Below are 24,361 nucleotides of genomic sequence, written 5' to 3' on the forward strand. Positions count from 1 at the left end.
AACAGGGGGATTGCGGGATGAAAACAGACTGGTGGAAGGATGCAGTGGTGTACCAAATTTACCCGAGAAGCTTTCAGGACAGCAATGGAGACGGAATTGGGGATTTGCGGGGGATTATTTCCCGTCTTGACTACATAAAGGAGCTCGGGGCAGATGTGATTTGGATTTGCCCGATCTATCCTTCTCCGAATGTTGATTACGGCTATGATGTGACAAACCATAAGGCGATTATGGATTCTTACGGAACAATGGACGATTTTCACGAGCTGCTGGACCAGGTTCATCAGCGGGGATTAAAGCTGGTGATGGACTTTGTGTTAAATCACACCTCGGTCGAGCATCCGTGGTTTAAAGAAGCGGAGCTGGACAAAAACAGTAAATACCGCAGCTATTATTATTGGCGTCCCGGCACAAAGAAAGGTCCGCCGACGGACTGGCTCTCAGACTATGGATGCCCGGTCTGGCAATACGAGGAGCACACCGGAGAATACTATCTCCATATGAATGCCGTCAAACAAGCTGATTTAAACTGGGAAAATCCCGAAGTTCGCCAGGCGGTGTATGACATGATGAAATTTTGGCTCGATAAAGGGGTCGACGGTTTGCGAATTGATCAGCTTCATCTCATTTCTAAGAAAGAATATCTTCCTTCGTATGAGGACTATATCAATCAGCAGGCAGAGCCGAGGCCCTTTCAGCCAAATGGCGAAAGAATCCATGACTATTTAAAAGAAATGACAGATGAAGTGTTTTCTCAATATGATGTCTTGTCTGTCGGAGAGGTCGGCAGTGTCACACCGGAAGAAGGCCTGAAATATACGGGAACAGATAAGCATGAGCTGAATATGATTTTTCACTTTCAGCATATGGAGCTTGATCAGCAGCCCGGAAAAGAACATTGGGATTTGAAGCCCCTTGAGCTTTCTGATTTAAAATCGGTTTTGACAAAATGGCAAAAGAAGCTTGAACATCAAGGCTGGAATACATTGTTTTGGTGCAACCACGACCAGCCCCGGATTGTGTCCAGATTCGGAGACGATGGGGAATACCGTAAAACATCAGCGAAAATGCTGGCAACCGTACTTTATTTTATGAAGGGCACGCCGTATATTTATCAGGGAGAAGAAATCGGGATGACAAATGCGCCGTTTACCCGGATTGAAGACTACAAAGATATCCAAACGATCAATATGTATCATAAACGGGTGTTTGAAAAAGGCTATGATCCAAATGATGTGATGAGATCGATCTTAGCCAAAAGCCGGGATCACGCCCGGACCCCGATGCAGTGGAACAGCGGCAAAAATGCCGGATTTACTGACGGCACGCCTTGGCTGAAGGTCAATCCGAACTTCACCGCAATCAATGTGGAGGAAGCGCAAGGAGATCCTAATTCGGTCTTAATCTATTACAAAAAGCTGATCAGCCTGAGAAAGCAGTACGCTGACCTCATGAAAGGGAGCTTTGATCTTTTGCTTCCGGACGATCCGCAGTTGTTTGTATACATGAGAGAAAACAGTAAACAGCAGCTTTTGTCGGTCAATAATTTTTCAAAAGAGCAGGCTGTTTTTCAGTGGCCTAAGAACTGCGGCAAAGCTCAGGCCTCTCTGCTTCTCAGCAATTATAACAACGATGATCTTGCTGACGAAATGGTGTTCCGGCCTTATGAGAGCAGGGTCTATCTTCTGGACAAAACAAACTAATGATTGAAGTAGCCCGGCATTCTTAGCCGGGTTTTTTTAGTACATATATTCGCTCTGCAGGCGGGAAGAATAAATGAAAATGAAATTTATTCTTGCAAAACGTAATGACTTCGGTTTATTATGATATAGGATTACAAAATCGTTATCATTTTGATTTAAAGTTACTGAAAAAGAGGGGATATACGATATGTTTAAAAAATGGAGCGGTTTGTTTGTGATTGCAGCGTGCTTTTTATTAGTTGCAGCATGCGGCAACTCATCAACAAAAGGGTCGGCGGATCCAAAGGGTGATAAACTGCACGTTGTCACAACGTTCTACCCGATGTATGAATTCACAAAACAAATTGTAAAAGACAAAGGCGATGTGGATCTGTTAATCCCATCTTCCGTTGAACCGCATGATTGGGAACCGACGCCGAAAGACATTGCCAACATTCAGGATGCTGATTTGTTCGTTTATAATAGTGAATACATGGAGACATGGGTTCCGTCAGCTGAAAAAAGCATGGGCCAAGGCCATGCCGTTTTCGTTAATGCAAGCAAAGGCATTGATTTAATGGAAGGCTCTGAAGAAGAACACGAAGAGCATGATCATGGGGAGCATGAGCACAGTCATGCAATGGACCCTCACGTATGGCTCAGCCCTGTTCTGGCACAGAAGGAAGTTAAAAATATTACGGCGCAAATCGTGAAGCAGGACCCGGATAACAAAGAATACTATGAGAAAAATAGTAAAGAATATATTGCAAAACTGCAGGATCTTGATAAACTATATCGTACAACCGCAAAAAAAGCGGAGAAAAAAGAATTTATCACGCAGCATACAGCTTTTGGCTATCTGGCAAAAGAATACGGCTTGAAGCAGGTTCCGATTGCAGGGCTTTCACCTGACCAAGAACCGAGCGCAGCCAGCTTGGCAAAGCTGAAAACATATGCCAAAGAACATAATGTAAAAGTCATTTACTTTGAAGAAATTGCATCCTCAAAGGTCGCAGATACGCTCGCCAGTGAAATCGGCGCGAAGACAGAAGTGCTGAATACACTGGAAGGCTTGAGCAAAGAAGAACAGGATAAAGGTTTAGGGTATATCGACATTATGAAACAAAACCTCGATGCCCTGAAAGATTCACTATTGGTTAAATCATAAGATAGTGTGCGCCGGAGGGTGCACACTATTTCTTTGTGAGAAAGGAAGATTAACATGAATCTCGTCTCATTGAAAGATATCGTTTTCGGCTATTCCCATACGCCTGTTTTAGATAAAGTATCACTTGATATTGAAAGCGGTGAGTTCGTCGGCATCACTGGACCAAACGGCGCCTCTAAATCGACGCTCATAAAGGTAATGCTCGGCATGCTGAAACCGTGGGAAGGCACAGTGACGATCAGTAAAAGGAATACAGAAGGGAAACGCCTGACCATAGGGTACGTCCCGCAGCAAATTTCTTCATTTAATGCCGGCTTTCCGAGCACGGTGCTGGAGCTTGTTCAATCAGGCCGCTACACAAAAGGGAAATGGTTTAAACGTTTAAATGAAGAAGATCATCTTGAAGTAGAAAAAGCACTGAAAATGGTGGAAATGTGGGAGCTCCGCCATCGTAAAATCGGTGATTTATCAGGCGGACAGAAACAGAAAATCTGTATCGCCAGAATGCTTGCCAGCAACCCGGATCTGCTGATGCTGGACGAACCGACGACAGCTGTTGATTACGACAGCAGAAAAGGATTTTACGAATTTATGCATCACCTAGTGAAAAATCACAACCGCACAGTTGTGATGGTTACTCACGAACAAAACGAAGTACAGCAATTTTTAGATAAAGTGATTCGATTAGAGAGAGGAGAAAAAGGCGGATGGAAATGTTTGACTTGGAATTCATGCGACGAGCTTTTCTAGCAGGCGGCATGATCGCCGTCATGGCTCCGATACTAGGAGTGTATCTCGTTCTCAGAAGACAGGCCTTAATGGCTGACACACTTTCACATATCTCATTGTCAGGTGTTGCCATCGGCTTTTTTCTCAGCACCAATATAACCGCAGCAAGCATAGTCGTCGTGACCATCGGCGCGATCGGAATTGAATACATGCGGCGGGCGTATCGGACTTATTCAGAAGTGTCCATTGCGATCTTGATGGCAGCTGGTTTGTCCTTCGCGATGTTTTTAATCAGCCTTTCCAAAGGCACAGCCAATATGAGCATCGATCAATACCTATTTGGATCGCTTGTGACAGTAAACCAGCAGCAGGTCTATATTATCAGTATTATCACACTGCTGATCCTGCTTTATTTTATCGTACTGAGAAGGCCGCTCTACCTGCTGACGTTTGATGAAGCAACAGCCAAAACATCGGGAATCAATACAAACGTTCTTTCATTGTCATTCAGTATTGTCACAGGCCTTGCGATTTCAGTCATTATTCCGATCATCGGGGTCCTTCTTGTCTCGGCCCTGCTCGTATTGCCGGCAGCATTCGCCATCAGAATTGCAAAAGGCTTTAACATGGTTTTCATTACAGCCATACTCATTTCGTTATTCAGCGTATTTACGGGACTGACATCATCCTATCAGCTCGGGACGCCGCCAGGTCCGTCTATTACCCTGCTATTGATCGTTTTGCTATTAATCGGATTTGCAGTTCAGGGAGTTTGGACGTTTATCAAAAAAGAAGCTCAGCGCAAAAAAAGGCGCCGATAACATGAAAAACAGTTTTCCCCAGGGAAAACTGCTTTTTTTATAGAAACAATCCGGCAAGGCGCTCATACGATTCTTTTTTCGCCTCAAAATCAAATACATTGCACAGAACCATGATTTCATTTGTTTCATAGCGGTCTGTGAGGTCTAACAGCTGTTGTTTGACAGTGGTTGGAGAACCGATCACCATCCGCTTTCTGTTTTCTTCTATGAGTTTTTTATCGGACGCTGTGTAGAGATGGGCTTTCGCTTCCTCGATGCTTGGCACGCGGCTGTCCAAGCCTTTTCCGACGCGAAGAAGCCACAAATCCTGGCTTAATGCGAGTTCTTCTGCCTCTTCATCTGTTTTTGCGCAAATGACAAAAATCGTAAACAGTGCGGATGGATTCGAAAAATGGGCTGAGGGCCGAAAGCTTTCCCGGTAGATGCGGAATGCATTTTCTCCTCGCTCGGGATTAATGAAATGCCCAAATACATATCCAATCCCCTGTTGCGCCGCGCGTCTTGCGCTGTTTTCACCAAGACCGAGCACCCATAGCTCGGGTGCCGTGCCAATAAGGGGCGCCGCTTTGATTCCGGCATACGGATGGTCGGGAGGAAGGGAATCTGTTAGAAAATAAGAGACATCCTGCAGCTGTCTGTTAAATTCGGTTAAGCTTTTTTTCACCCCGTCCGTTAATGCAAGCCTGGTTTTTGTCGTGCCGCCGGGAGAACGACCGACGCCGAGGTCAATCCGGTTTGGATACAGGGCCTCAAGCTGGCGAAAGGTTTCAGCCACTTTAAATGGGCTGTATTGGGGCAGAAGCACGCCGCCTGATCCGACACGAATTGTGTTTGTCTGTGCTGCGATGCGGGCGATCATGATTTCAGGCGCTGTGCTTGCCAGTCCTTTCGTGCTGTGATGCTCGGCAAACCAATAACGCTTATAGCCCCACTCTTCGCTTAATTGAGCAAGCTCAACCGAATGCTGAAGAGTTGTCACAGGGCTTTCTCCTTTAGAAACAGGTGCCTGATCAAGTATGCTTAAATGAATCAAAAGGCCGCTTCCTTTCTGTCTGTTTTTAGATGGTGACACCAGAATAGGCAAAATGACTTGCCCGCGTCAAATGGTTTGTTTAAGAAGCGCACTTTATAGCATTTGCAAATCATATATCAAATATGGAAGTTTTTTTTCGAGGTTTTTCGTCAATTATTCTTAACTTTTACGAAACTTTGATATAATAACAAACGTATATATTAGTAATTTACGGCTTATTTTCCTTGTGAGCGTAAAAATAAATGTGACTATCTTCACATTTCGATGAGTAGGAGTGAATCGTGTGGCAATTTCTTTAGAAAAAGGTCAACGAATTGATTTAACAAAAGGAAAAGCCGGTCTGTCAAAATTGATGGTCGGTCTCGGCTGGGACCCAGTGTCCTCAGGCGGAGGATTCTTCAGCAAACTGCTTGGCGGAGGCGGTCCGAATATCGACTGTGACGCTTCAGTGCTGATGCTGGAAAACGGAAAATTTACCGATAAGAAAAACCTGATTTATTTCGGCAACCTGAAAAGCCGCTGCGGCGGTGTACAGCATACAGGCGACAACCTGACGGGTGACGGTGCGGGCGATGACGAGCAAATTATGATAGATTTAGATAAAGTGCCTGCAAACATCGATAAGCTTGTATTTGTAGTAAACATTTACGATTGTGTCAGAAGAAAACAAGATTTCGGCATGATTCAAAATGCGTTTATCCGCGTAGTTGATCAATCTCATCATGAAGAAATGCTCAAGTACAATTTGAGAGACAATTATGCCGGCAGAACAAGCCTGATTACAGCAGAAATCTACCGCAGCGGCAGTGAGTGGAAGTTTGCGGCGATCGGTGAGGGCACAAACGATACGAGATTAGAAGATATTATCAGCAGATACGTATAAAAGAAAAGGAGTGGATGAAACATGACAATTTCATTGGCAAAAGGACAAAAAGTAGATTTAACAAAAACAAATCCGGGTCTTTCAAAGGTTGTTGTCGGTTTAGGCTGGGATACGAACAAGTATGACGGCGGGCACGACTTTGATCTTGACTCAAGTGTGTTTCTGTTAGACGCTGCAGGCAAATGCGCATCTCCAAACGACTTTATTTTCTACAACCAGCTTGAAGGCGGCAACGGTTCAGTCGTTCATTCAGGCGACAACCTGACTGGTGCTGGCGAAGGCGACGATGAGAATGTAAAAGTAAATCTCAGCGCTGTACCGGCAAACATTGATAAAATCTCATTTGTTATTACCATTCACGATGCAGAAGCGCGCAGCCAAAACTTTGGACAAGTATCAAACGCGTTTGTCCGCATCGTAAATGAAGAAACAAATGAAGAGCTCATCCGTTACGATCTTGCAGAAGATTTCTCTATTGAAACGGCAATCATTGCAGGGGAGCTTTACAGACATAACGGCGAGTGGAAATTCTCCGCAATCGGCTCAGGCTACCAAGGCGGCCTTGCCCGCATTGCAACAGACTACGGTTTGCAAGTCGGTTAAGACAAATACGAAGAGCAGAAAGGAGAGAGGCAGTATGGCCATTCAATTATCAAAAGGACAGCGCATTGATTTAACAAAAACAAATCCGGGACTGACAAAAGCGGTGATCGGCTTAGGCTGGGATACAAACAAGTACTCCGGCGGACACGATTTTGACCTGGATGCTTCGGCCTTTTTAGTTGATGCGCATGATAACTGCGTAAATGATCTCGATTTCGTCTTCTATAATAACCTTGAACATCCGAGCGGCGGTGTCATCCATACGGGTGACAACCGCACGGGTGAGGGCGACGGAGATGATGAGCAGATTATCGTTGATTTCTCAAAAATCCCTGCTCACATTGAGAAAATCGGCATCACAGTGACCATTCACGACGCTGAAGCACGCAGCCAAAACTTTGGACAAGTTTCCAATGCATTTGTCCGCGTTGTGGATGAAGAAACGCAGAATGAGCTTCTTCGCTTCGATTTGGGAGAAGACTTCTCCATTGAAACAGCTGTTGTCGTTTGTGAGCTTTACAGACACGGCGGCGAGTGGAAATTCAATGCGATCGGCAGCGGATTTTCCGGCGGGCTGGCTGCATTGTGCCGGAATTACGGTTTGCAAGTGTAAGCGAGTGACAAATAGAGAAGTCACCGTTTCAAATTAATAGGAGGAAAAAACTTGGACTTTTTACATCATATTTTGTCTACGTATGCTTCATTTTTCGATTGGAAAATGTGGGGGGAAGTTCTGACTGATCCTGTTTCCTGGGGTTTAATCGGTTCCCTTGTTGTTCTGGAAGGCCTTTTATCGGCCGATAACGCGCTTGTTCTTGCGGTCATGGTTAAACACCTGCCGGAAAAACAGCGGAAAAAAGCGTTAACATATGGTTTGTTTGGAGCTTATATTTTCAGGTTTATTTTCATCGGGCTCGGTATGCTTCTCATTAAATTCTGGTGGATCAAGGTGCTTGGCGCGCTTTACCTGGCTTGGCTCGTCATTAAGCACTTCTGGATAGGCGAAAAAGAAGAGGAAGCGGACGGCATGAAGAAAAACTCTTGGATGGTCCGCACGTTCGGGATCTTCTGGGCGACTGTCATTTCAGTAGAATTAATGGATCTTGCCTTCTCTGTGGACAGCATCCTGGCCGCGTTTGCAGTATCTGAAAAAGTATGGGTGCTTCTGATCGGCGGTATGCTTGGTATTTTAATGATGCGTACAGTGGCAAAAGTGTTCCTTGTGCTGATTGATAAAATTCCTGAGCTGGAAAACACAGCATTCGTCTTAATCGGCATTATCGCGCTGAAAATGGCGGGGAGCGCTTTCCATTACGAAATGCCGCACTCCGTATTCTTCATCATCATTATCGCTGCATTTGCGGTAACATTGATTATTCACTACATCAATAAACAAAAGCAGGTGCGCGAACAAACAGCCGCTTCAAAAGAAGAATAAAACAAAACAAGGAGGGAGGTTCAATGTCCTTCCTTTTTTGTTACCGAAATATCGTTCAATGACAAACCGGAAAGGAGGATATGATGAGACAAGAAGAACTAACCATTCATAAAGCACTTCCGGCTGATGGCGATTGGAAAAGCCTGCTGTTTCAGCCATTGCCGGAGCGGGATCACTATGAAACTGCACAAGGCCTTTCTTTTTCTCGTCTTGCCGGTCAGATATTGGGCACGCCTATTGATGAGACGGACTACTATAACGAGCTGTATGAGCTGTCTGTAAACGACCGCATAACGATTTTGAGTGAAACGCTTGATAAAACAATCGAACCGGAAACATTTCAAAAGCTTCAGCATATTCATTCCATCAATCAGAAAGAAAAAGGGCTGTCAGTCAGCCGCTTTGTTGCCTTTCTGGACGGGGAAAAGCTGATTGCGAAGCACTCAAATCCCTTGATGCACCGCCATTTAAGAAAAGCGCTGATGACGCTTTTACATACCTTTGCGGACAGTCATGAAAAGGGGTTGAATCATCCTGATTTTCGCAGAGTGCTGCTTGATGTCTCGAAGTTTTCCTTAAACCACCTGAATCCTTGGCTGGAAAAAACCGATATAGAGCGGGAGATGCCGAAGGTTGTTTGGTATGGAGATGCGACGAAAAGCCAGCTCTATTTCTTATATTATCTGATGCTAGTCGGCTGTGATGTACTACTGTTCCATCCGGCGGGAACGGATCAGCTGGCGCTTGTCGACCCGAAGCAGGAGCTCGGTTTTACGGAAAAGCTCCCGGATGTTTCGGAGCTTCAGCCGTTTCCGAAAGAAAAACCAGACCGGAAATCAACAGTGGCTTACCGCTCAACAAAGGAAATTGAACATGTGCTGAATCACGAGGAATCTTTGCTGTATAAGCCGTGGCAGTTCAGAGATCACACACCGGTGTCCGTTACGCTGAAAACGACCTATGATGAATTGTTTTTAATCACGAAAGAACGCGCCTTTATTCGGCCGAATTTCAAAGCAGATAAACATTCAATTGAGATTCCGAATGTATTCGCCAAAATTATGGGCGTGTCGAAAGACAATAAGGAATATTGGAACAGGCTTCATACTCTAGCGGATTATCAGGAAACAGAAATGGTAAGAAGCTTTCCATTTACAGAAGAAATAAAGTCGAACTATCAATTTCACTACAGCCACGCACTTGATCAAGAAGGGAACATTGATCCGGACAAGCTGATGGCAAGCAATGTGTGGCAGTACAAACAGCTGCCGGCGGGCGTTCAGACTGCCATTGCCAAAACGATTTCGAGAATGTGCAGGCACCCGCGGCTTAAGGCTTTGCATCAGGAACAAGTCAAGGATGTTCAAATCTATTTGTTTAAACAAACAACAAACCTGCCTGCTAATCTGCTGAAATTGATTCAAATGTTCGACTATGCGCAAACCGTTCCGAAACTCGTTTTATATCATACGGAAATGAGCGGCGGACTCACGCGATCGGATGCTGCCGCCCTGCTGTTCCTGAATGAAATCGGAATCGATATCATCACTTATAATCCGCCCGGACACCAAGATATTGAGCAGTTTATTGAAGAGGACCAGTATGATATCCACTGGCTGGACGACATGGTGTTTCAGCAGGACTACAAAGAGCCTTCGCTTGTAAAAAGGCTCTTCAGAACCATTACCCAAAAATAAGGAGAGAAGAAAAGCATGACAACAGAAAATCAAAATCCGCTTGTTCTCGATAAAAATGAAGAGATTTCCCAGCAAAAAGCTGACGATATTCGTCTTCAGCTCCGTCAGGAACCAGAAGTAAAGCGGCTTGCTCAACAAATTGACGTCAAAAACCAAATGGAGCTGCTTGAGTATGGCAAGGAGCCGGCCGTTGAAATATCCAAGTTCTCTGACCGCATCTTGGGGATGATGAAAACAACAAGCGTGACAGACTCCGGCACAATGCTGACTCAGCTTGGGAAAATCATGGACCGCTTCGACAAAAATGATTTTGATGAGCCAAAGGGATTAATGGCGAAAATTTTCAAACGCGGCGGCAGCATGATTGAAAAAATCTTTAAAAAGTATCAGACACTTGGCGGAGAGATTGAAAAAATCCACGTTGAGATTTCAAAATACAAAGATGAGATGACGAAGACGAACTACACGCTCGATGAAATGTATGAAAACAATATCAAATACTATATGGAGCTTGAAAAATACGTCGTTGCCGGGCAGATGAAACTGGAAGAGATGCAGTCGATCCTTCCTTCATATGAGGAAAAAGCGGCAAGCGGGAACCAGCTGGCGCAAATGCAGCTCGATACGTTGCGCAACGGCATTCAGGCGCTTGAGGAACGGGTGTATGATCTGGACATGGCACGGATGGTGGCGCTTCAAACCGCACCTCAAATCCGTCTCCTGCAGCGAGGAAATGCAAAGCTGATCGGGAAAATCAACTCCGCGTTTATCATTACCATTCCGATTTTCAAAAACGGCATTATTCAGGCTGTTACGGTAAAGCGGCAAAAGCTTGTGGCTGATTCCATGAGCGAGCTTGACCGCCGGACAAACGAGATGCTGAAACGAAATGCTGAAAACATCTCGAGCCAAAGTGTTGAAATTGCCAGAATGGCCGGCAGACCGAGCATAGATATTGAAACGATCGAATCGTCTTGGAACACGATTGTCAGCGGCATGCAGGAAACAAAACAAATCGAGGAAGAAAACAAACGCCTCCGCGAAGACGGCGCGAGACGAATTGCACAGCTTCAGGATAATATTAAAAAAGCAGCATTGCAGCAATAATAAAAACCCCGCTTGTGGAACATAAGCGGGGTTTTTCAATTACATCATTTAGTTAATGACAATGTGTAAAGACAGGTGTAAACTTAAACGGTAATCATTTTGCATATCAGAGGTGTTGGCAATGGGAAAACAACAGCCTATATCCCAGCGTAAACTGCTGGGCGTCGCCGGTTTGGGGTGGCTGTTTGATGCAATGGATGTCGGAATATTATCGTTTATTATCGCCGCGCTCCATGTAGAGTGGAATCTGTCGCCCGAGGAAATGAAATGGATTGGAAGCGTCAATTCCATCGGCATGGCTGCGGGTGCGTTTTTGTTTGGTTTGCTTGCTGATCGAATTGGCCGCAAAAAAGTGTTTATCATTACCCTTTTATGCTTTTCCATCGGAAGCGGCATTTCTGCTTTTGTGACGAGCTTATCGGCATTTCTAATCCTTCGTTTCGTGATTGGTATGGGACTTGGCGGCGAGCTTCCAGTCGCTTCAACACTCGTTTCGGAAGCGGTTGTGCCTGAAAAGCGGGGCAGAGTGATTGTGCTTTTGGAAAGCTTTTGGGCCGTGGGCTGGCTCGCAGCGGCCTTGATTTCTTACTTTGTGATACCAAGTTTCGGCTGGCAGGCTGCCCTGCTGTTAACTGCGCTGACTGCTTTTTATGCGCTGTACCTGCGGACGAGTCTGCCTGATTCGCCGAAATATGAATCGCTTTCTGCCAAAAAGAGGTCGGTGTGGGAGAATGTAAAAAGCGTCTGGGCAAGACAGTATATACGGCCGACCGTAATGCTGTCGATCGTTTGGTTCTGTGTGGTGTTTTCTTATTACGGCATGTTCTTATGGCTGCCGAGTGTCATGCTGCTGAAAGGCTTCAGCATGATTCAAAGCTTTGAATATGTCCTGCTGATGACGCTTGCTCAGCTACCGGGCTATTTCTCTGCCGCCTGGCTGATTGAAAAAGCAGGCCGGAAGTGGATACTCGTCATTTACTTGATTGGTACAGCAGGAAGCGCCTATTTCTTCGGAACGGCGGATTCCTTAAGTCTTCTGCTTACGGCTGGAATGCTGTTATCGTTTTTTAATCTCGGTGCGTGGGGCGTGCTGTATGCTTATACCCCGGAGCAATACCCGACTGCGATTCGAGCAACAGGTTCAGGAACGACAGCAGCGTTTGGAAGAATCGGCGGCATCTTCGGGCCTTTGCTCGTCGGAACCCTGGCAGCCCGTCATATTTCGTTTTCGATCATCTTTTCAATCTTTTGCATTGCAATCTTACTCGCGGTTGCTTGTATTTTGATTATGGGGAAAGAAACGAAACAAACTGAGCTGGAATAGGAAAAGCACCTCTTGAAAGAGGTGCTTTCAGCGTGTCGACAAACCCTCGCATTCGGTGTCAGGACTGCGCTTCGGTGCTCAATGCGAAGTGGATCAACGGCTAAATTCTCAGGCGTCCTGCCTAAACGCCGTCGTCATCACATCCTGTGAATGTCCGCTCCTATGCTCGTCCTTCCTAGACTTCAAGGGTTTTCAATCACGCTGAAAAGATGACAAAATCCTAAAATGAAAACCATTTTAGGATTTTGTCAACAATCTGAGGCACCTCTTGAATGAGGTGCTTTTTTTACAATTGCGCCCGGGCTGCGGATTGGCGTTTCCCGGTTTTACTGATTGTCTGGTAGAGCGTCATAGAAAGTATGAACAGAATGGCAGTAAATCCTGTGACAGCTCCGAAATGCTGTGTGCTTTGATATAAAAAACCTGCAATACTTGTACCGACAGTGGTTCCGGCATACATAGCGGCATTGGAAAGGGAAGCGATGGTTCCTCGCGCATTTGGTGCAATGGATTGAAAGACACCCATCATTAACGGAAAGATGATGCCAGCTGTAAAGAACGTGAGAAAAAAGCCGGCTTCTACTAAAAACAAGTTTGGAAAGAACGGAAGAGCGAAATAGAGAGCGCACATTAGCAGCATCCCGCTGATCAGTGTTTTAAACATGCCCAGCTTTTCTGAAACCCGGCTGCCGATAAGGCTCCCGAGCATATTTCCCAGTCCGAGTACAAGCATAGCTGCGCCAATTTGTGACACGGTTAAATGATAATCTGCGGAAAGCCAAGTACCCAGAAAGCTGAACGAAGCGAAGTTTCCGGTTTGAAACAGAAAATAGGCAAGCAGAATAACCGATGTTTTCGGCAATGAAAAAAGCTCCCGATAGGGGTTTACAATTGATGGGCGTATCAATTGTTCAGAAGGCCGGATATCAGGCATGACCGCCGCCAGGAGCAATAGAAGAATGAGCGAGCACGCTGACAAAACGAAAAATGGCGTATGCCATGTAAAGGAAGCGAGAAACCCTCCAATAGGAAGTCCGAGCATTTGTGAAGCGGCCAAACCTGCTGTCGCAATCCCCATGCCTTTTATGATCTGAGAAGGGTGGACAATGACTGGGATGGACGCCCAAATTTGAGGCGTCACAAACGCAGCGCTAACGCCTGCGGCAAAACGGAACAGGCACATGGCGGCAAAAGAATGAGCGATACCGCATAAAAACGTGGATACGATAAAGCCTGCAAGTCCCCACAGCATGACTGTTTTCCTGTTCAGCCGGTCTGAGATTGGGCCTGCAATGAAAGCGAAGAGCGCATAACCGAGTGCATAAGCACTGACCATCCAGCCTGACAAATCAGTAGAAACATGAAACTGATCCTGTAAAAGGGGGAGAAGCGGCGAAAGCAAAAAGGTATCCGTGCCAATGACAAACATGACACTGAAGAAAAGCCAAATGCGATTCAAATTTTATCACTCCTATTGTTTTATAACTTTGAAACTATGAAACAGATATGTATAGAGAAAACCCTTTGTTAGAGGGTTTCCAAAAAGCCAGGCAGGTAAGTTTGAAATGTGTCTTCACGCAGACTGACGTATTTTGTCCGCGAATCTTTCCGAGTTGCCGTCAATCCCGCTTCACGCAGCGTTTTAAAATGATAAGATGCCGTGGTTTTGACAATATTGCACTTTTCACCTACTTCACCGCAGCTGAGTTCTTTTCCGCTGACATAAAGCGTACGAATAATGGCAAGCCTTGATTCATCAGACAGTGCTTTGAAAATTTGCGCTCTGATTTGATCATCTGATTGTTTCATAGTCATGAAACTATAATACATAATGGGTGTTGAAAAAGCAACTTATTTTTCCAGTAAAGGAGCAGGAAGTCATAAGAGGAAGGAGGAATTCAATTCCAATAAAAGCGTTTTCAACTAAAGATAGGCGAAAAATCACCCGTAAAATACAATCATATAGGAGGATTACAGAGCATTTAGAAGCATAAATAAGATTATGTGGTCACATGGATGTTTATAAAGAAATGGTACAGAATAAAAGAGAATATGCTGTTTGTGCGGGGAGTTACATAAATGTTACGGTAATAAAGATTGCTTAATATGGAGGGAAAATATGAGTGTAGATGAGAAACCAATTAAGATAAAAGTCGAGAAAGTCTCTAAGATTTTTGGAAAACAAACAAAGAAGGCAGTTCAAATGCTTGCCAACGGAAAGACAAAAAAAGAGATCCTGAAAGCAACCGGATCAACCGTTGGGGTTAATCAGGCAGATTTTGAAGTATATGATGGTGAGATATTTGTCATCATGGGTCTATCAGGGAGCGGTAAATCAACTTTAGTACGGATGTTAAACCGGCTTATTGAACCGACTGCCGGAAGTATTTACATTGATGGTGACATGATAACAAATATGTCAAAAGACCAGCTCCGGGAAGTCCGCCGGAAAAAAATCAGCATGGTCTTCCAAAAGTTCGCTCTGTTCCCGCACAGAACGATACTTGAAAACACAGAATACGGACTGGAGCTTCAAGGCGTAGACAAACAAGAGCGGGAGCAAAAAGCGCTTGAGTCTCTTAAGCTCGTCGGGCTCGAAGGATTTGAACATCAATATCCAGACCAGCTCTCCGGCGGGATGCAGCAGCGTGTCGGCCTTGCCCGCGCGTTGACGAATGATCCTGACATCCTTCTGATGGACGAAGCGTTCAGTGCGCTTGATCCATTGATTCGTAAAGATATGCAGGATGAGCTCCTTGATCTTCACGATAATGTTGGAAAAACAATTATCTTTATTACGCACGACTTGGATGAAGCGTTGCGGATCGGCGACAGAATTGTCCTAATGAAGGACGGTAACATCGTTCAGATTGGCACGCCTGAAGAAATCTTGATGAATCCATCTAACGAATATGTTGCAAAATTCGTCGAGGATGTTGATTTGTCTAAAGTCCTCACAGCAGGCCACATTATGAAACGCGCTGAAACAGTGCGGATTGATAAAGGGCCTCGCGTAGCATTGACGCTGATGAAAAACCTTGGAATTTCTTCGATTTACGCAGTGGATAAACAAAAGAAATTGTTAGGTGTTATCTATGCGTCTGATGCGAAAAAAGCGGCTGAGTCTGATTTGTCACTTCAAGACATCTTGAATACAGAATTTACGACTGTACCAGAGAATACGTATCTGACAGAGATTTTTGACGTTGTGTCTGACGCGAATATTCCAATTGCGGTTGTAGATGAGAAGCAAAGAATGAAAGGGATTGTCGTAAGAGGCGCGCTGATTGGCGCACTTGCCGGCAATAACGAGTATATCAATGCTGAAGGCACTGACGGACAAACTCAAGATCCTTCTGCACAGGAGGTGAAGTAAGATGGATAGACTGCCTAGAATACCTTTAGCAGATATCATTGACCGTTTTGTTGACTGGATTACGATGACGTTTGGCGGATTCTTCGACGGAATTGCAAACGGATTGGCCGCTTTTGTAAATGGAATTGTCACTGGTCTTGGATTTATTCCATCTATTTTGTTAACGATTATTTTCGCCGCACTTGCGTGGTGGATCAGTACAAGGGGAATTGCGTTATTTACATTGATTGGATTCCTCCTGATCGATTATTTAGGATATTGGGACCCAATGCTGCAAACATTGGCGCTTGTTTTGACATCTGTGATTATTTCGATTGTGGTCGGAGTTCCGATCGGAATTTGGGCGTCCCAGAAAGAAACGGTTCGCCGTATTGTAACGCCAATTCTTGATTTAATGCAGACAATGCCTGCTTTCGTATATCTATTGCCGGCGATTTTCTTCTTTAACATCGGTGTTGTGCCGGGTGTTGTTGCATCTGTTATCTTCGCGATGCCGCCGACAATCCGCATGACTGTTCTCGGTATTAAACAAGTGCCGGCGGATCTGATTGAAGCGACTGAGGCATTCGGTTCTACAACAGCTCAGCGTTTGTTTAAAGTTCAGCTGCCGCTTGCGACAAAAACCATTTTGGCCGGAATTAACCAAAGCATCATGCTTGCGTTATCAATGGTTGTTATCGCCGCAATGGTCGGTGCACCGGGACTTGGTTCTGAAGTATACAGTGCCGTTACACAGCTGAAAACCGGGGTCGGAGTAGAGGCCGGTATCGCCATCGTTATCGTTGCCATTACCCTGGACCGTATTACTCAAAATATTAAAGTGAAGAAGAAAAGCAGGGGGAATGCCTGATGCTTAAAAAAATCATCGGCATCGGCGTTTCCGCCATGCTGGCGCTCTCACTTGCGGCCTGCGGTTCAGAAAACGATGAAAATGCATCCGCAGCAGAACAGGTGAATAAGACCATCATCGGGATTGACCCCGGTTCAGGGATTATGTCCCTGACTGACAAAGCGATGAAGGATTATGACCTGAATGACTGGACATTGATTTCAGCGTCAAGTGCTGCGATGACCGCTACACTTAAAAAGTCATACGACCGTAAGAAACCGATTATCATTACAGGATGGACACCGCACTGGATGTTCTCCAGATATAAGCTGAAATATCTCGATGATCCGAAACAATCTTATGGCAGCGCAGAGGAAATCCATACGATCACACGCAAAGGCTTCAGCAAAGAACAGCCGAATGCCGCAAAGCTTCTGAGCCAGTTTAAATGGACGCAAGACGAAATGGGCGAAATCATGATCAAGGTGGAAGAAGGCGAGAAACCTTCCAAAGTTGCTGCTGAGTACGTCAATAAACACAAGGATCAGATTGCCGAATGGACAAAAGGCGTTCAAAAGGTGAAGGGAGACAAAATCAACCTTGCCTATGTTGCGTGGGACAGTGAGATTGCAAGTACAAACGTCATAGGCAAAGTCTTAGAAGACTTGGGCTATGAGGTAACACTTACTCAGGTAGAGGCTGGGCCGATGTGGACTGCAATTGCGACGGGAAGTGCGGATGCATCCCTTTCCGCATGGCTGCCGAATACCCATAAAGCATACGCCGCTAAATATAAAGGCAAATATGATGATATTGGCACCAGTATGACTGGTGTGAAGATGGGGCTTGTTGTTCCTCAATATATGAAAAATGTCAACTCAATTGAAGATTTGAAGAAGTAATCAAAAAAGCAGCCTGTGTCAGGCTGCTTTTTTTGCGTTATTTTACGTAAGCGGCAGCGGGTGAATCAGCCTTTTGAAAAGTTTTTAATACGGCATTCGCTAAAATGTGAATGCCGTTGAACATCGCATTTCTGTCAAAGGTCATGTGCGGATGATGGAGCCCCGGCTGGAGCCCGCAGCCTAGTCCGAGCATCGTTGTTTTCAGATTCGGCACCTTCACGGCGTAAAAATGAAAATCCTCGCCGCCGGTGGTGACAAGCGGGTCATCAAGCCGCTCAGCCCCGATGATATCTGTAATGGCTTCTGCCATGATCGCTTCAGCTTCTTTGTTTTGTGTTGCTGCAGGAAGGCTGTGTTCTTTTTGCAGCTCGATTTTTGCGCCGAATGCAGCGGCGGCCGCTTCACAGGCTCTTTCTGTTTCGGCGATTAACGCCTCCATGGCTTCATTGGTCTGTGCGCGCAAATCAAGGCTGAACGATGCTTTTCCTGGAATGATGTTAGAGCTTTCACCGCCGGCTTGAAGTTTTGTCATTTTGACGGTATGCGGGATTTGCGGGTCAATATGAATGAGTCCGAGCTTATGTACAAGAAATGCCGCAATTTCAATGCTGTTTTTCCCGAGGTGCGGACGGGCGCCATGAGCCTCTTCCCCGATGATCGTTCCCTCAATGTGCTGGCTTGATCCGTGCAGAATAGACGGAGCGCAGCGGCCGTTCTGTGTTTCCTGAATCGGACGGACGTGAACGCCGTACAAATAGTCGACATCATCAAGCACGCCTTCTTCTATCATTTTCAAGGCGCCGCCGCCTTTTTCTTCTGCCGGCTGAAAGATAAAACGGATTGTGCCCTTCGAAAGCTCAGGTTGTTTTTTGAGCAGAATTAACGTGCCCAATGCCATTGTCATATGTGAATCGTGTCCGCAGGAATGGTTGGCGCGAAATGTGCCGTTAACCTCCTGCCACAGCGCGTCAATATCAGCGCGTACCGCTACAACAGGTGAGCCTGAGCCGATTTCGCCGACAACCCCGGTGCAGTCTGAAAACGTGCGCGTCCGGCACCCTAAATCCTCCAGCTTTTGTTTCAAAAATGAAGTTGTTTCATATTCCTTCCAGCTGACTTCAGGGTTCGCGTGCAGATGCTCGAAGATATCCATAATGGTTTGTTTCATGTCTTCTGAAAGCTTTTGCATGGTAAGAAATACCTCCTTCTATCAGAATGAATTTTTACCTTCTTTACTTTATTTATATTGAAACAGGAAGATAGGCTGTATATAATATAGCACATATTGATACTTTTCAGAATAATTAATATTTTCAAACAGAGGGGATGGATCGAAATATGAGTATGCCAGCAGCCGAAACACAGCCTAAGAAAAAACGTATGACATTTAAAATGCCTGACGCTTATGTCCTCTTATTTATGATTGCTTTCATTTGCGCAATCGCTTCATATATTGTGCCGGCAGGTGAATTTGACCGCGTGACAAAGGGGGATGTCACGACCGCTGTTCCAGGAAGCTATCATTCAATTGAACAGTCTCCGGTCAGCTTGATCAGCTTTTTTACTTCTCTACAGGATGGAATGGTTGGATCAGCACCCATCATCTTTCTGATCTTATTCACAGGCGGCACCATTGCTATTCTAGAAAAAACGGGTGCCATCAATGGCCTGATTTACAATGTCATCAGCAAATTCCGCACAAAGCAATTATTATTTATTTGTATTGTCGGCGCGTTGTTCTCCATTCTCGGAACCACCGGGATTGTCGTGAATTCAGTTATCGGTTTTATCCCCATCGGCCTCATTGTGGCACGATCCTTAAAATGGGACGCAGTCGCGGGAGCCGCTGTTATTTACATCGGCTGCTACGCTGGATTTAACTCCACCATATTGTCACCGTCACCGCTCGGTTTATCACAATCAATCGCGGAGCTCCCTCTTTTTTCTGGAATCGGCCTGCGAGTTGTGATATACATATGCTTTTTGCTGTCTTCTATTATTTATATCTATTTGTATACGAGAAAATTAAAAAAATCAAAAGATGCCAGCGTGTTAGGAACAGATTGGTTCCCTGCGGCAGGAATGGGCGAAGCCGGTAAAGAAGAAGATCAGTCAGTGCCGTTTACCGTTCGCCATAAGCTGATTTTGGCTGTGGCGGGACTCTCACTTGTCGGATTTTTATACGGCGCTTTGAAGCTTGGCTGGTCAGATTCCCAAATGGCTGCGACATTTATTTTTATTTCTGTCCTTGCCGGTTTAATAGGCGGGCTTGCGGCGAACGATATTGCCAAAACCTTCATTACGGGCTGCCAAAGCCTTGTATACGGGGCGCTGATTGTCGGGATGGCACGAAGCATTTCCGTTATCCTTGAAAATGGAAAGCTCCTCGATACTGTCGTCAATGCTTTGGCTTCACTTTTGGACGGATTCAGCCCGATTGCCGGGGCAATCGGCATGTATATCGCCAGTGCGCTGCTTCATTTTCTCATCTCTTCAGGGTCTGGCGAAGCCGTTGTATTTATTCCAATCCTGGCGCCGCTCGCTGATTTGATGGGAATCACGAGACAGGTTGCAGTGGAGGCAGTTATGCTTGGAGAAGGGGTCGTCAACTGTGTGAACCCGACATCCGGCGTTCTCATGGCAGTGCTTGCCGCCAGCGGTATTCCGTATGTCAAGTGGCTGCGGTTTATGGTGCCGCTTGCTCTGATTTGGTTCTTGATCGGGCTTGTCTTTATCGTGATCGGCGTCATGATCAATTGGGGGCCGTTTTAACGATTGCTGCCCGCCGGCTTGTACGGCGGGCTTTTGAGTTATTCATTGCAGAAGCGCAGGCTGTTATTGTAACATGTAAGCCATAAGCCATTCGTAAAAGTGCGGGAGGAAGGTCATGAATAATCTGCGTAATAGACTTTCAGGCGTGAATGGGAAAAATAAGAGAGTAAAAGAAAAAGAACAAAAAATCTGGTCGGAGATTGGGATGATAGCGGGAGCATTTGCGCTGCTTGATGTGATCATCCGCGGCATTATGTTTGAATTTCCGTTTAAAGAATGGGCTGCAAGCCTTGTGTTTTTGTTCATCATTATCTTATATTACTGCATCAGGGCTGCGGCATCCGGAATGCTCATGCCGAGAATAGACACCAAAGAAGAACTGCAAAAACGGGTGAAGCAGCAGCGAATAGAATCAATTGCGGTCGCCTTTGCGGTAGTGGTGCTTACGATGTACGACAGGGGGATTCCCCATACATTCTTCGCTTGGCTGAAAATGATTCTTCTTTTTATCGTCTGCGGAGGCGTTCTGTTTCTGCTTCGGTATGTGATTGTGAAGCTGGCTTACAGAAGAGCGGTAAAAGAAGAAATAAAAAAGAAACCATCTTGAAAAATAGATGGTTTCTTTTTTTGTTTGGAAAGCGAGGGAAGCGTTCACAGTTTCGGGCTGCTTTTTTTATAGGAACATTGATTTGTATTCACTCTGCCAAGTTGTTTTGATAGAGTGATTGTGATAATTTAAAATGTAAGCGTTAACAAAATTCTCCAGTCTTCACATCAGTTTGAAAGGAGGAAGCGGAAGAATGAAGTAAGAGGGATTTTTGACTCCGAAGTAAGTCTTCAAAAATCAAATAAGGAGTGTCAAGAATGTTTGCAAAACGATTCAAAACCTCTTTACTGCCGTTATTCGCTGGATTTTTATTGCTGTTTCATTTGGTTCTGGCAGGACCAACGGCTGCGAATGCTGAAACGGCTAACAAATCAAATGAGCTTACAGCGCCGTCGATCAAAAGCGGAACCATTCTTCATGCTTGGAATTGGTCGTTTAATACGTTAAAACACAATATGAAGGATATTCATGATGCAGGATATACAGCCATTCAGACGTCTCCGATTAACCAAGTAAAGGAAGGGAACCAAGGAAATAAAAGCATGTCGAACTGGTACTGGCTCTATCAGCCGACATCGTACCAAATTGGCAACCGTTACTTAGGAACTGAACAAGAATTTAAAGAAATGTGTGCAGCCGCTGAAGAATATGGCATAAAGGTCATTGTTGACGCGGTCATCAATCATACCACCAGTGACTATGCCGCGATTTCCAATGAGATTAAGAGTATTCCAAACTGGACACATGGAAACACACAAATTAAAAACTGGTCTGATCGATGGGATGTCACGCAGAATTCATTGCTCGGGCTGTATGACTGGAATACACAAAATACACAAGTACAGTCCTATCTGAAACGGTTCTTAGAAAGAGCATTGAATGATGGAGCAGACGGTTTTCGATTTGATGCTGCCAAACATATAGAGCTTCCGGATGATGGGAGTTACGGCAGTCAATTTTGGCCGAATATCACAAATACATCTGCAGAGTTCCAATACGGAGAAATCCTGCAGGATAGTGCTTCAAGAGATGCTGCCTATGCGAATTATATGAATGTGACAGCGTCTAACTATGGGCATTCCATAAGGTCCGCTTTAAAGAATCGTAATCTGGGCGTGTCGAATATCTCCCACTATGCATCTGATGTGTCTGCGGACAAGCTAGTGACATGGGTAGAATCGCATGATACGTATGCCAATGATGATGAAGAGTCGACATGGATGAGCGATGATGATATCCGTTTAGGCTGGGCGGTGATAGCTTCTCGTTCAGGCAGTACGCCTCTTTTCTTTTCCAGACCTGAGGGAGGCGGAAATGGTGTGAGATTCCCGGGGAAAAGCCAAATAGGCGATCGCGGGAGTGCTTTATTTGAAGATCAGGCTATCACTGCGGTCAATAGATTTCACAATGTGATGGCTGGACAGCCTGAGGAACTCTCGAACCCGAATGGAAACAACCAGATATTTATGAATCAGCGCGGCTCACATGGCGTTGTGCTGGCAAATGCAGGTTCTTCCTCTGTTTCTATCAATACACCAACAAAATTGCCTAATGGCAGATATGATAATAAAGCTGGGGCGGGTTCATTTCAAGTGAACGATGGTAAACTGACAGGCACGATCAATGCCAGATCTGTGGCTGTGCTTTATCCTGATGATATTGCAAAAGCGCCTCATGTTTTCCTTGAGAATTACAAAACAGGTGTAACACATTCTTTCAATGATCAACTGACGATTACCTTGCGTGCAGATGCAAATACAACAAAAGCCGTTTATCAAATCAATAATGGACCAGAGACAGCGTTTAAGGATGGAGATCAATTCACAATCGGAAAAGGAGATCCATTTGGCAAAACATACACCATCATGTTAAAAGGAACGAACAGTGATGGGGTAACGAAGACCGAGGAATACAGCTTTGTTAAAAGAGATCCAGCTTCGGCCAAAACCATCGGCTATCAAAATCCGAATCATTGGAGCCAAGTAAATGCTTATATCTATAAACATGATGGGGGCCGGGCAATTGAATTGACCGGATCTTGGCCTGGAAAACCAATGACTAAAAATGCAGATGGAATTTACACGCTGACGCTGCCCGCGGACACGGATACAACCAACGCCAAAGTGATTTTTAATAATGGCAGCGCCCAAGTGCCCGGTCAGAATCAGCCTGGCTTTGATTATGTGCAAAATGGTTTATATAATGACTCGGGCTTAAGCGGTTCTCTTCCTCATTGAGGGCAATGCTAGACGGGACTTACCGAAAGAAACCATCAATGATGGTTTCTTTTTTGTTCATAAATCAGACAAAACTTTTCTCTTGCAAAAGTTTGTGAAATGTTGCACAATATAAATGTGAAATACTTCACAAATAAAAGACATCAAAGAGAAACATACCCTGGAAGGATGATTAATGATGAACAAACAAGTAAATAAAGTAGCTTTAATCGGAGCGGGTTTTGTTGGAAGCAGTTATGCATTTGCGTTAATTAACCAAGGGATCACAGATGAGCTTGTGGTCATTGATGTAAATAAAGAAAAAGCAATGGGCGATGTGATGGATTTAAACCACGGAAAGGCGTTTGCGCCACAACCGGTCAAAACATCTTACGGAACATATGAAGACTGCAAGGATGCTGATATTGTCTGCATTTGCGCCGGAGCAAACCAAAAACCTGGTGAGACACGCCTTGAATTAGTAGAAAAGAACTTGAAGATTTTCAAAGGCATCGTCAGTGAGGTCATGGCGAGCGGATTTGACGGCATTTTCTTAATCGCGACAAATCCGGTTGATATCCTGACTTACGCAACATGGAAATTCAGCGGCCTGCCAAAAGAGCGGGTGATCGGAAGCGGCACAACACTAGATTCTGCGAGATTCCGTTTCATGCTGAGCGAATACTTTGGCGCAGCGCCTCAAAACGTGCACGCGCATATTATCGGAGAGCACGGCGACACAGAGCTTCCTGTTTGGAGCCGCGCGAATGTCGGCGGTGTGCCGGTCAGTGAACTCGTTGAGAAAAACGATGCGTACAAACAAGAGGAGCTGGACCAAATTGTAGATGATGTGAAAAACGCAGCTTACCATATCATTGAGAAAAAAGGCGCGACTTATTATGGAGTTGCGATGAGTCTTGCTCGCATTACAAAAGCCATTCTTCATAATGAAAACAGCATATTAACTGTCAGCACATATTTGGACGGGCAATACGGTGCAGATGACGTGTACATCGGTGTGCCGGCTGTCGTGAACCGCGGAGGGATCGCAGGTATCACTGAGCTGAACTTAAATGAGAAAGAAAAAGAACAGTTCCTTCACAGCGCCGGTGTCCTTAAAAACATTTTAAAACCTCATTTTGCAGAACAAAAAGTCAACTAACCGCAACTTTAG

Annotated in this window: 21 protein-coding genes and 1 pseudogene; 18 read left to right on the forward strand and 4 right to left on the reverse strand. The window is 45.1% G+C overall.

Annotated features, from left to right (window positions below):
• The first annotated feature begins 17 nt into the window (after positions 1–17).
• The 4 genes from AC0OMU_RS12640 (at position 18) to znuB (ending at position 4,400) form a co-directional block, all read left to right on the forward strand.
• Positions 18–1,703, forward strand: coding sequence for a glycoside hydrolase family 13 protein (locus tag AC0OMU_RS12640; RefSeq protein WP_474241219.1), 1,686 nt, complete (start codon positions 18–20; stop codon positions 1,701–1,703).
• 187 nt (positions 1,704–1,890) lie between these two features.
• Positions 1,891–2,850: a metal ABC transporter substrate-binding protein gene (locus AC0OMU_RS12645; protein ID WP_474241220.1), complete on the forward strand. Its 960-nt coding sequence runs from the start codon at positions 1,891–1,893 to the stop codon at positions 2,848–2,850.
• A gap of 54 nt (positions 2,851–2,904) precedes the next feature.
• On the forward strand, positions 2,905–3,600 hold the full coding sequence (gene znuC, locus AC0OMU_RS12650; protein WP_014475714.1) for a zinc ABC transporter ATP-binding protein ZnuC: 696 nt from the start codon (positions 2,905–2,907) through the stop codon (positions 3,598–3,600).
• Positions 3,558–4,400 carry a zinc ABC transporter permease ZnuB gene (znuB, locus tag AC0OMU_RS12655; protein ID WP_041053073.1) on the forward strand — a complete coding sequence of 281 codons (843 nt, stop codon included), beginning with the start codon at positions 3,558–3,560 and terminating at the stop codon, positions 4,398–4,400. Before znuC ends, znuB begins: the two co-directional genes overlap by 43 nt.
• Positions 4,401–4,437: 37 nt before the next feature.
• Here znuB and AC0OMU_RS12660 read toward each other — a convergent pair whose 3' ends face one another.
• On the reverse strand, positions 4,438–5,433 hold the full coding sequence (locus AC0OMU_RS12660) for an LLM class flavin-dependent oxidoreductase (RefSeq protein ID WP_327844641.1): 996 nt from the start codon (positions 5,431–5,433) through the stop codon (positions 4,438–4,440).
• 283 nt (positions 5,434–5,716) lie between these two features.
• Between AC0OMU_RS12660 and AC0OMU_RS12665 the strand changes: the two genes are divergently transcribed.
• From AC0OMU_RS12665 to niaP, 7 genes are all read left to right on the forward strand, one after another.
• Positions 5,717–6,316, forward strand: a complete 600-nt coding sequence (locus AC0OMU_RS12665) for a TerD family protein (protein ID WP_015482760.1) — start codon at positions 5,717–5,719, stop codon at positions 6,314–6,316.
• A 21-nt stretch (positions 6,317–6,337) separates the two neighbouring features.
• The gene (locus AC0OMU_RS12670; protein WP_003234723.1) at positions 6,338–6,919 is read left to right on the forward strand and encodes a TerD family protein; all 582 of its coding nucleotides are present in this window, start codon (positions 6,338–6,340) and stop codon (positions 6,917–6,919) included.
• Positions 6,920–6,953: 34 nt separating this feature from the next.
• Positions 6,954–7,532: a TerD family protein gene (locus AC0OMU_RS12675; protein WP_003241242.1), complete on the forward strand. Its 579-nt coding sequence runs from the start codon at positions 6,954–6,956 to the stop codon at positions 7,530–7,532.
• A 51-nt stretch (positions 7,533–7,583) separates the two neighbouring features.
• Entirely contained in the window at positions 7,584–8,357 is a 774-nt protein-coding gene (locus AC0OMU_RS12680) for a TerC family protein (RefSeq protein WP_003246458.1), read from the forward strand.
• Between the two features lie 83 nt (positions 8,358–8,440).
• Entirely contained in the window at positions 8,441–10,054 is a 1,614-nt protein-coding gene (locus tag AC0OMU_RS12685) for a YceG family protein (protein ID WP_474241574.1), read from the forward strand.
• A 15-nt stretch (positions 10,055–10,069) separates the two neighbouring features.
• A complete protein-coding gene (locus AC0OMU_RS12690) occupies positions 10,070–11,161 on the forward strand; it encodes a toxic anion resistance protein (RefSeq protein WP_003234715.1) in 1,092 nt (363 codons plus the stop codon).
• A gap of 121 nt (positions 11,162–11,282) precedes the next feature.
• Entirely contained in the window at positions 11,283–12,485 is a 1,203-nt protein-coding gene (gene niaP, locus AC0OMU_RS12695; protein WP_474221843.1) for a niacin permease NiaP, read from the forward strand.
• Between the two features lie 286 nt (positions 12,486–12,771).
• Here the strand turns inward: niaP and AC0OMU_RS12700 are convergent, their stop codons facing one another.
• Positions 12,772–13,944 (reverse strand): MFS transporter, encoded by a 1,173-nt coding sequence (locus AC0OMU_RS12700; RefSeq protein WP_474221844.1) that lies wholly within the window; start codon positions 13,942–13,944, stop codon positions 12,772–12,774.
• 68 nt (positions 13,945–14,012) lie between these two features.
• Positions 14,013–14,315 (reverse strand): ArsR/SmtB family transcription factor, encoded by a 303-nt coding sequence (locus AC0OMU_RS12705; protein ID WP_010886398.1) that lies wholly within the window; start codon positions 14,313–14,315, stop codon positions 14,013–14,015.
• A 289-nt stretch (positions 14,316–14,604) separates the two neighbouring features.
• On the opposite strand from AC0OMU_RS12705, the gene opuAA reads away from it, so the two are divergent.
• The 3 genes from opuAA to opuAC are packed head-to-tail and all read left to right on the forward strand — an operon-like array spanning position 14,605 to position 17,592.
• Positions 14,605–15,861 carry a glycine/proline betaine ABC transporter ATP-binding protein OpuAA gene (gene opuAA / locus AC0OMU_RS12710; RefSeq protein ID WP_015382695.1) on the forward strand — a complete coding sequence of 419 codons (1,257 nt, stop codon included), beginning with the start codon at positions 14,605–14,607 and terminating at the stop codon, positions 15,859–15,861.
• Position 15,862: 1 nt separating this feature from the next.
• The gene (opuAB, locus tag AC0OMU_RS12715; protein WP_003234703.1) at positions 15,863–16,711 is read left to right on the forward strand and encodes a glycine/proline betaine ABC transporter permease subunit OpuAB; all 849 of its coding nucleotides are present in this window, start codon (positions 15,863–15,865) and stop codon (positions 16,709–16,711) included.
• Complete coding sequence (gene opuAC / locus AC0OMU_RS12720; RefSeq protein ID WP_015382696.1) at positions 16,711–17,592, forward strand: glycine/proline betaine ABC transporter substrate-binding protein OpuAC; 882 nt, start codon at positions 16,711–16,713, stop codon at positions 17,590–17,592. Before opuAB ends, opuAC begins: the two co-directional genes overlap by 1 nt.
• A 37-nt stretch (positions 17,593–17,629) precedes the next feature.
• Here opuAC and AC0OMU_RS12725 read toward each other — a convergent pair whose 3' ends face one another.
• Positions 17,630–18,781 (reverse strand): M20 peptidase aminoacylase family protein, encoded by a 1,152-nt coding sequence (locus tag AC0OMU_RS12725; RefSeq protein ID WP_474241221.1) that lies wholly within the window; start codon positions 18,779–18,781, stop codon positions 17,630–17,632.
• A 149-nt stretch (positions 18,782–18,930) separates the two neighbouring features.
• Between AC0OMU_RS12725 and AC0OMU_RS12730 the strand changes: the two genes are divergently transcribed.
• The 4 genes and pseudogenes from AC0OMU_RS12730 (at position 18,931) to AC0OMU_RS12745 (ending at position 24,349) form a co-directional block, all read left to right on the forward strand.
• Positions 18,931–20,364, forward strand: coding sequence for a YfcC family protein (locus AC0OMU_RS12730; protein ID WP_003246402.1), 1,434 nt, complete (start codon positions 18,931–18,933; stop codon positions 20,362–20,364).
• A 115-nt stretch (positions 20,365–20,479) separates the two neighbouring features.
• Positions 20,480–21,081 (forward strand): annotated as a pseudogene (locus tag AC0OMU_RS12735) (DUF6773 family protein).
• 147 nt (positions 21,082–21,228) lie between these two features.
• Entirely contained in the window at positions 21,229–23,208 is a 1,980-nt protein-coding gene (gene amyE, locus AC0OMU_RS12740; protein ID WP_063336017.1) for an alpha-amylase, read from the forward strand.
• Positions 23,209–23,383: 175 nt separating this feature from the next.
• The gene (locus tag AC0OMU_RS12745) at positions 23,384–24,349 is read left to right on the forward strand and encodes an L-lactate dehydrogenase (protein WP_327844646.1); all 966 of its coding nucleotides are present in this window, start codon (positions 23,384–23,386) and stop codon (positions 24,347–24,349) included.
• Positions 24,350–24,361: the final 12 nt, after the last annotated feature.

The organism is Bacillus sp. FAU18, from assembly GCF_056033885.1.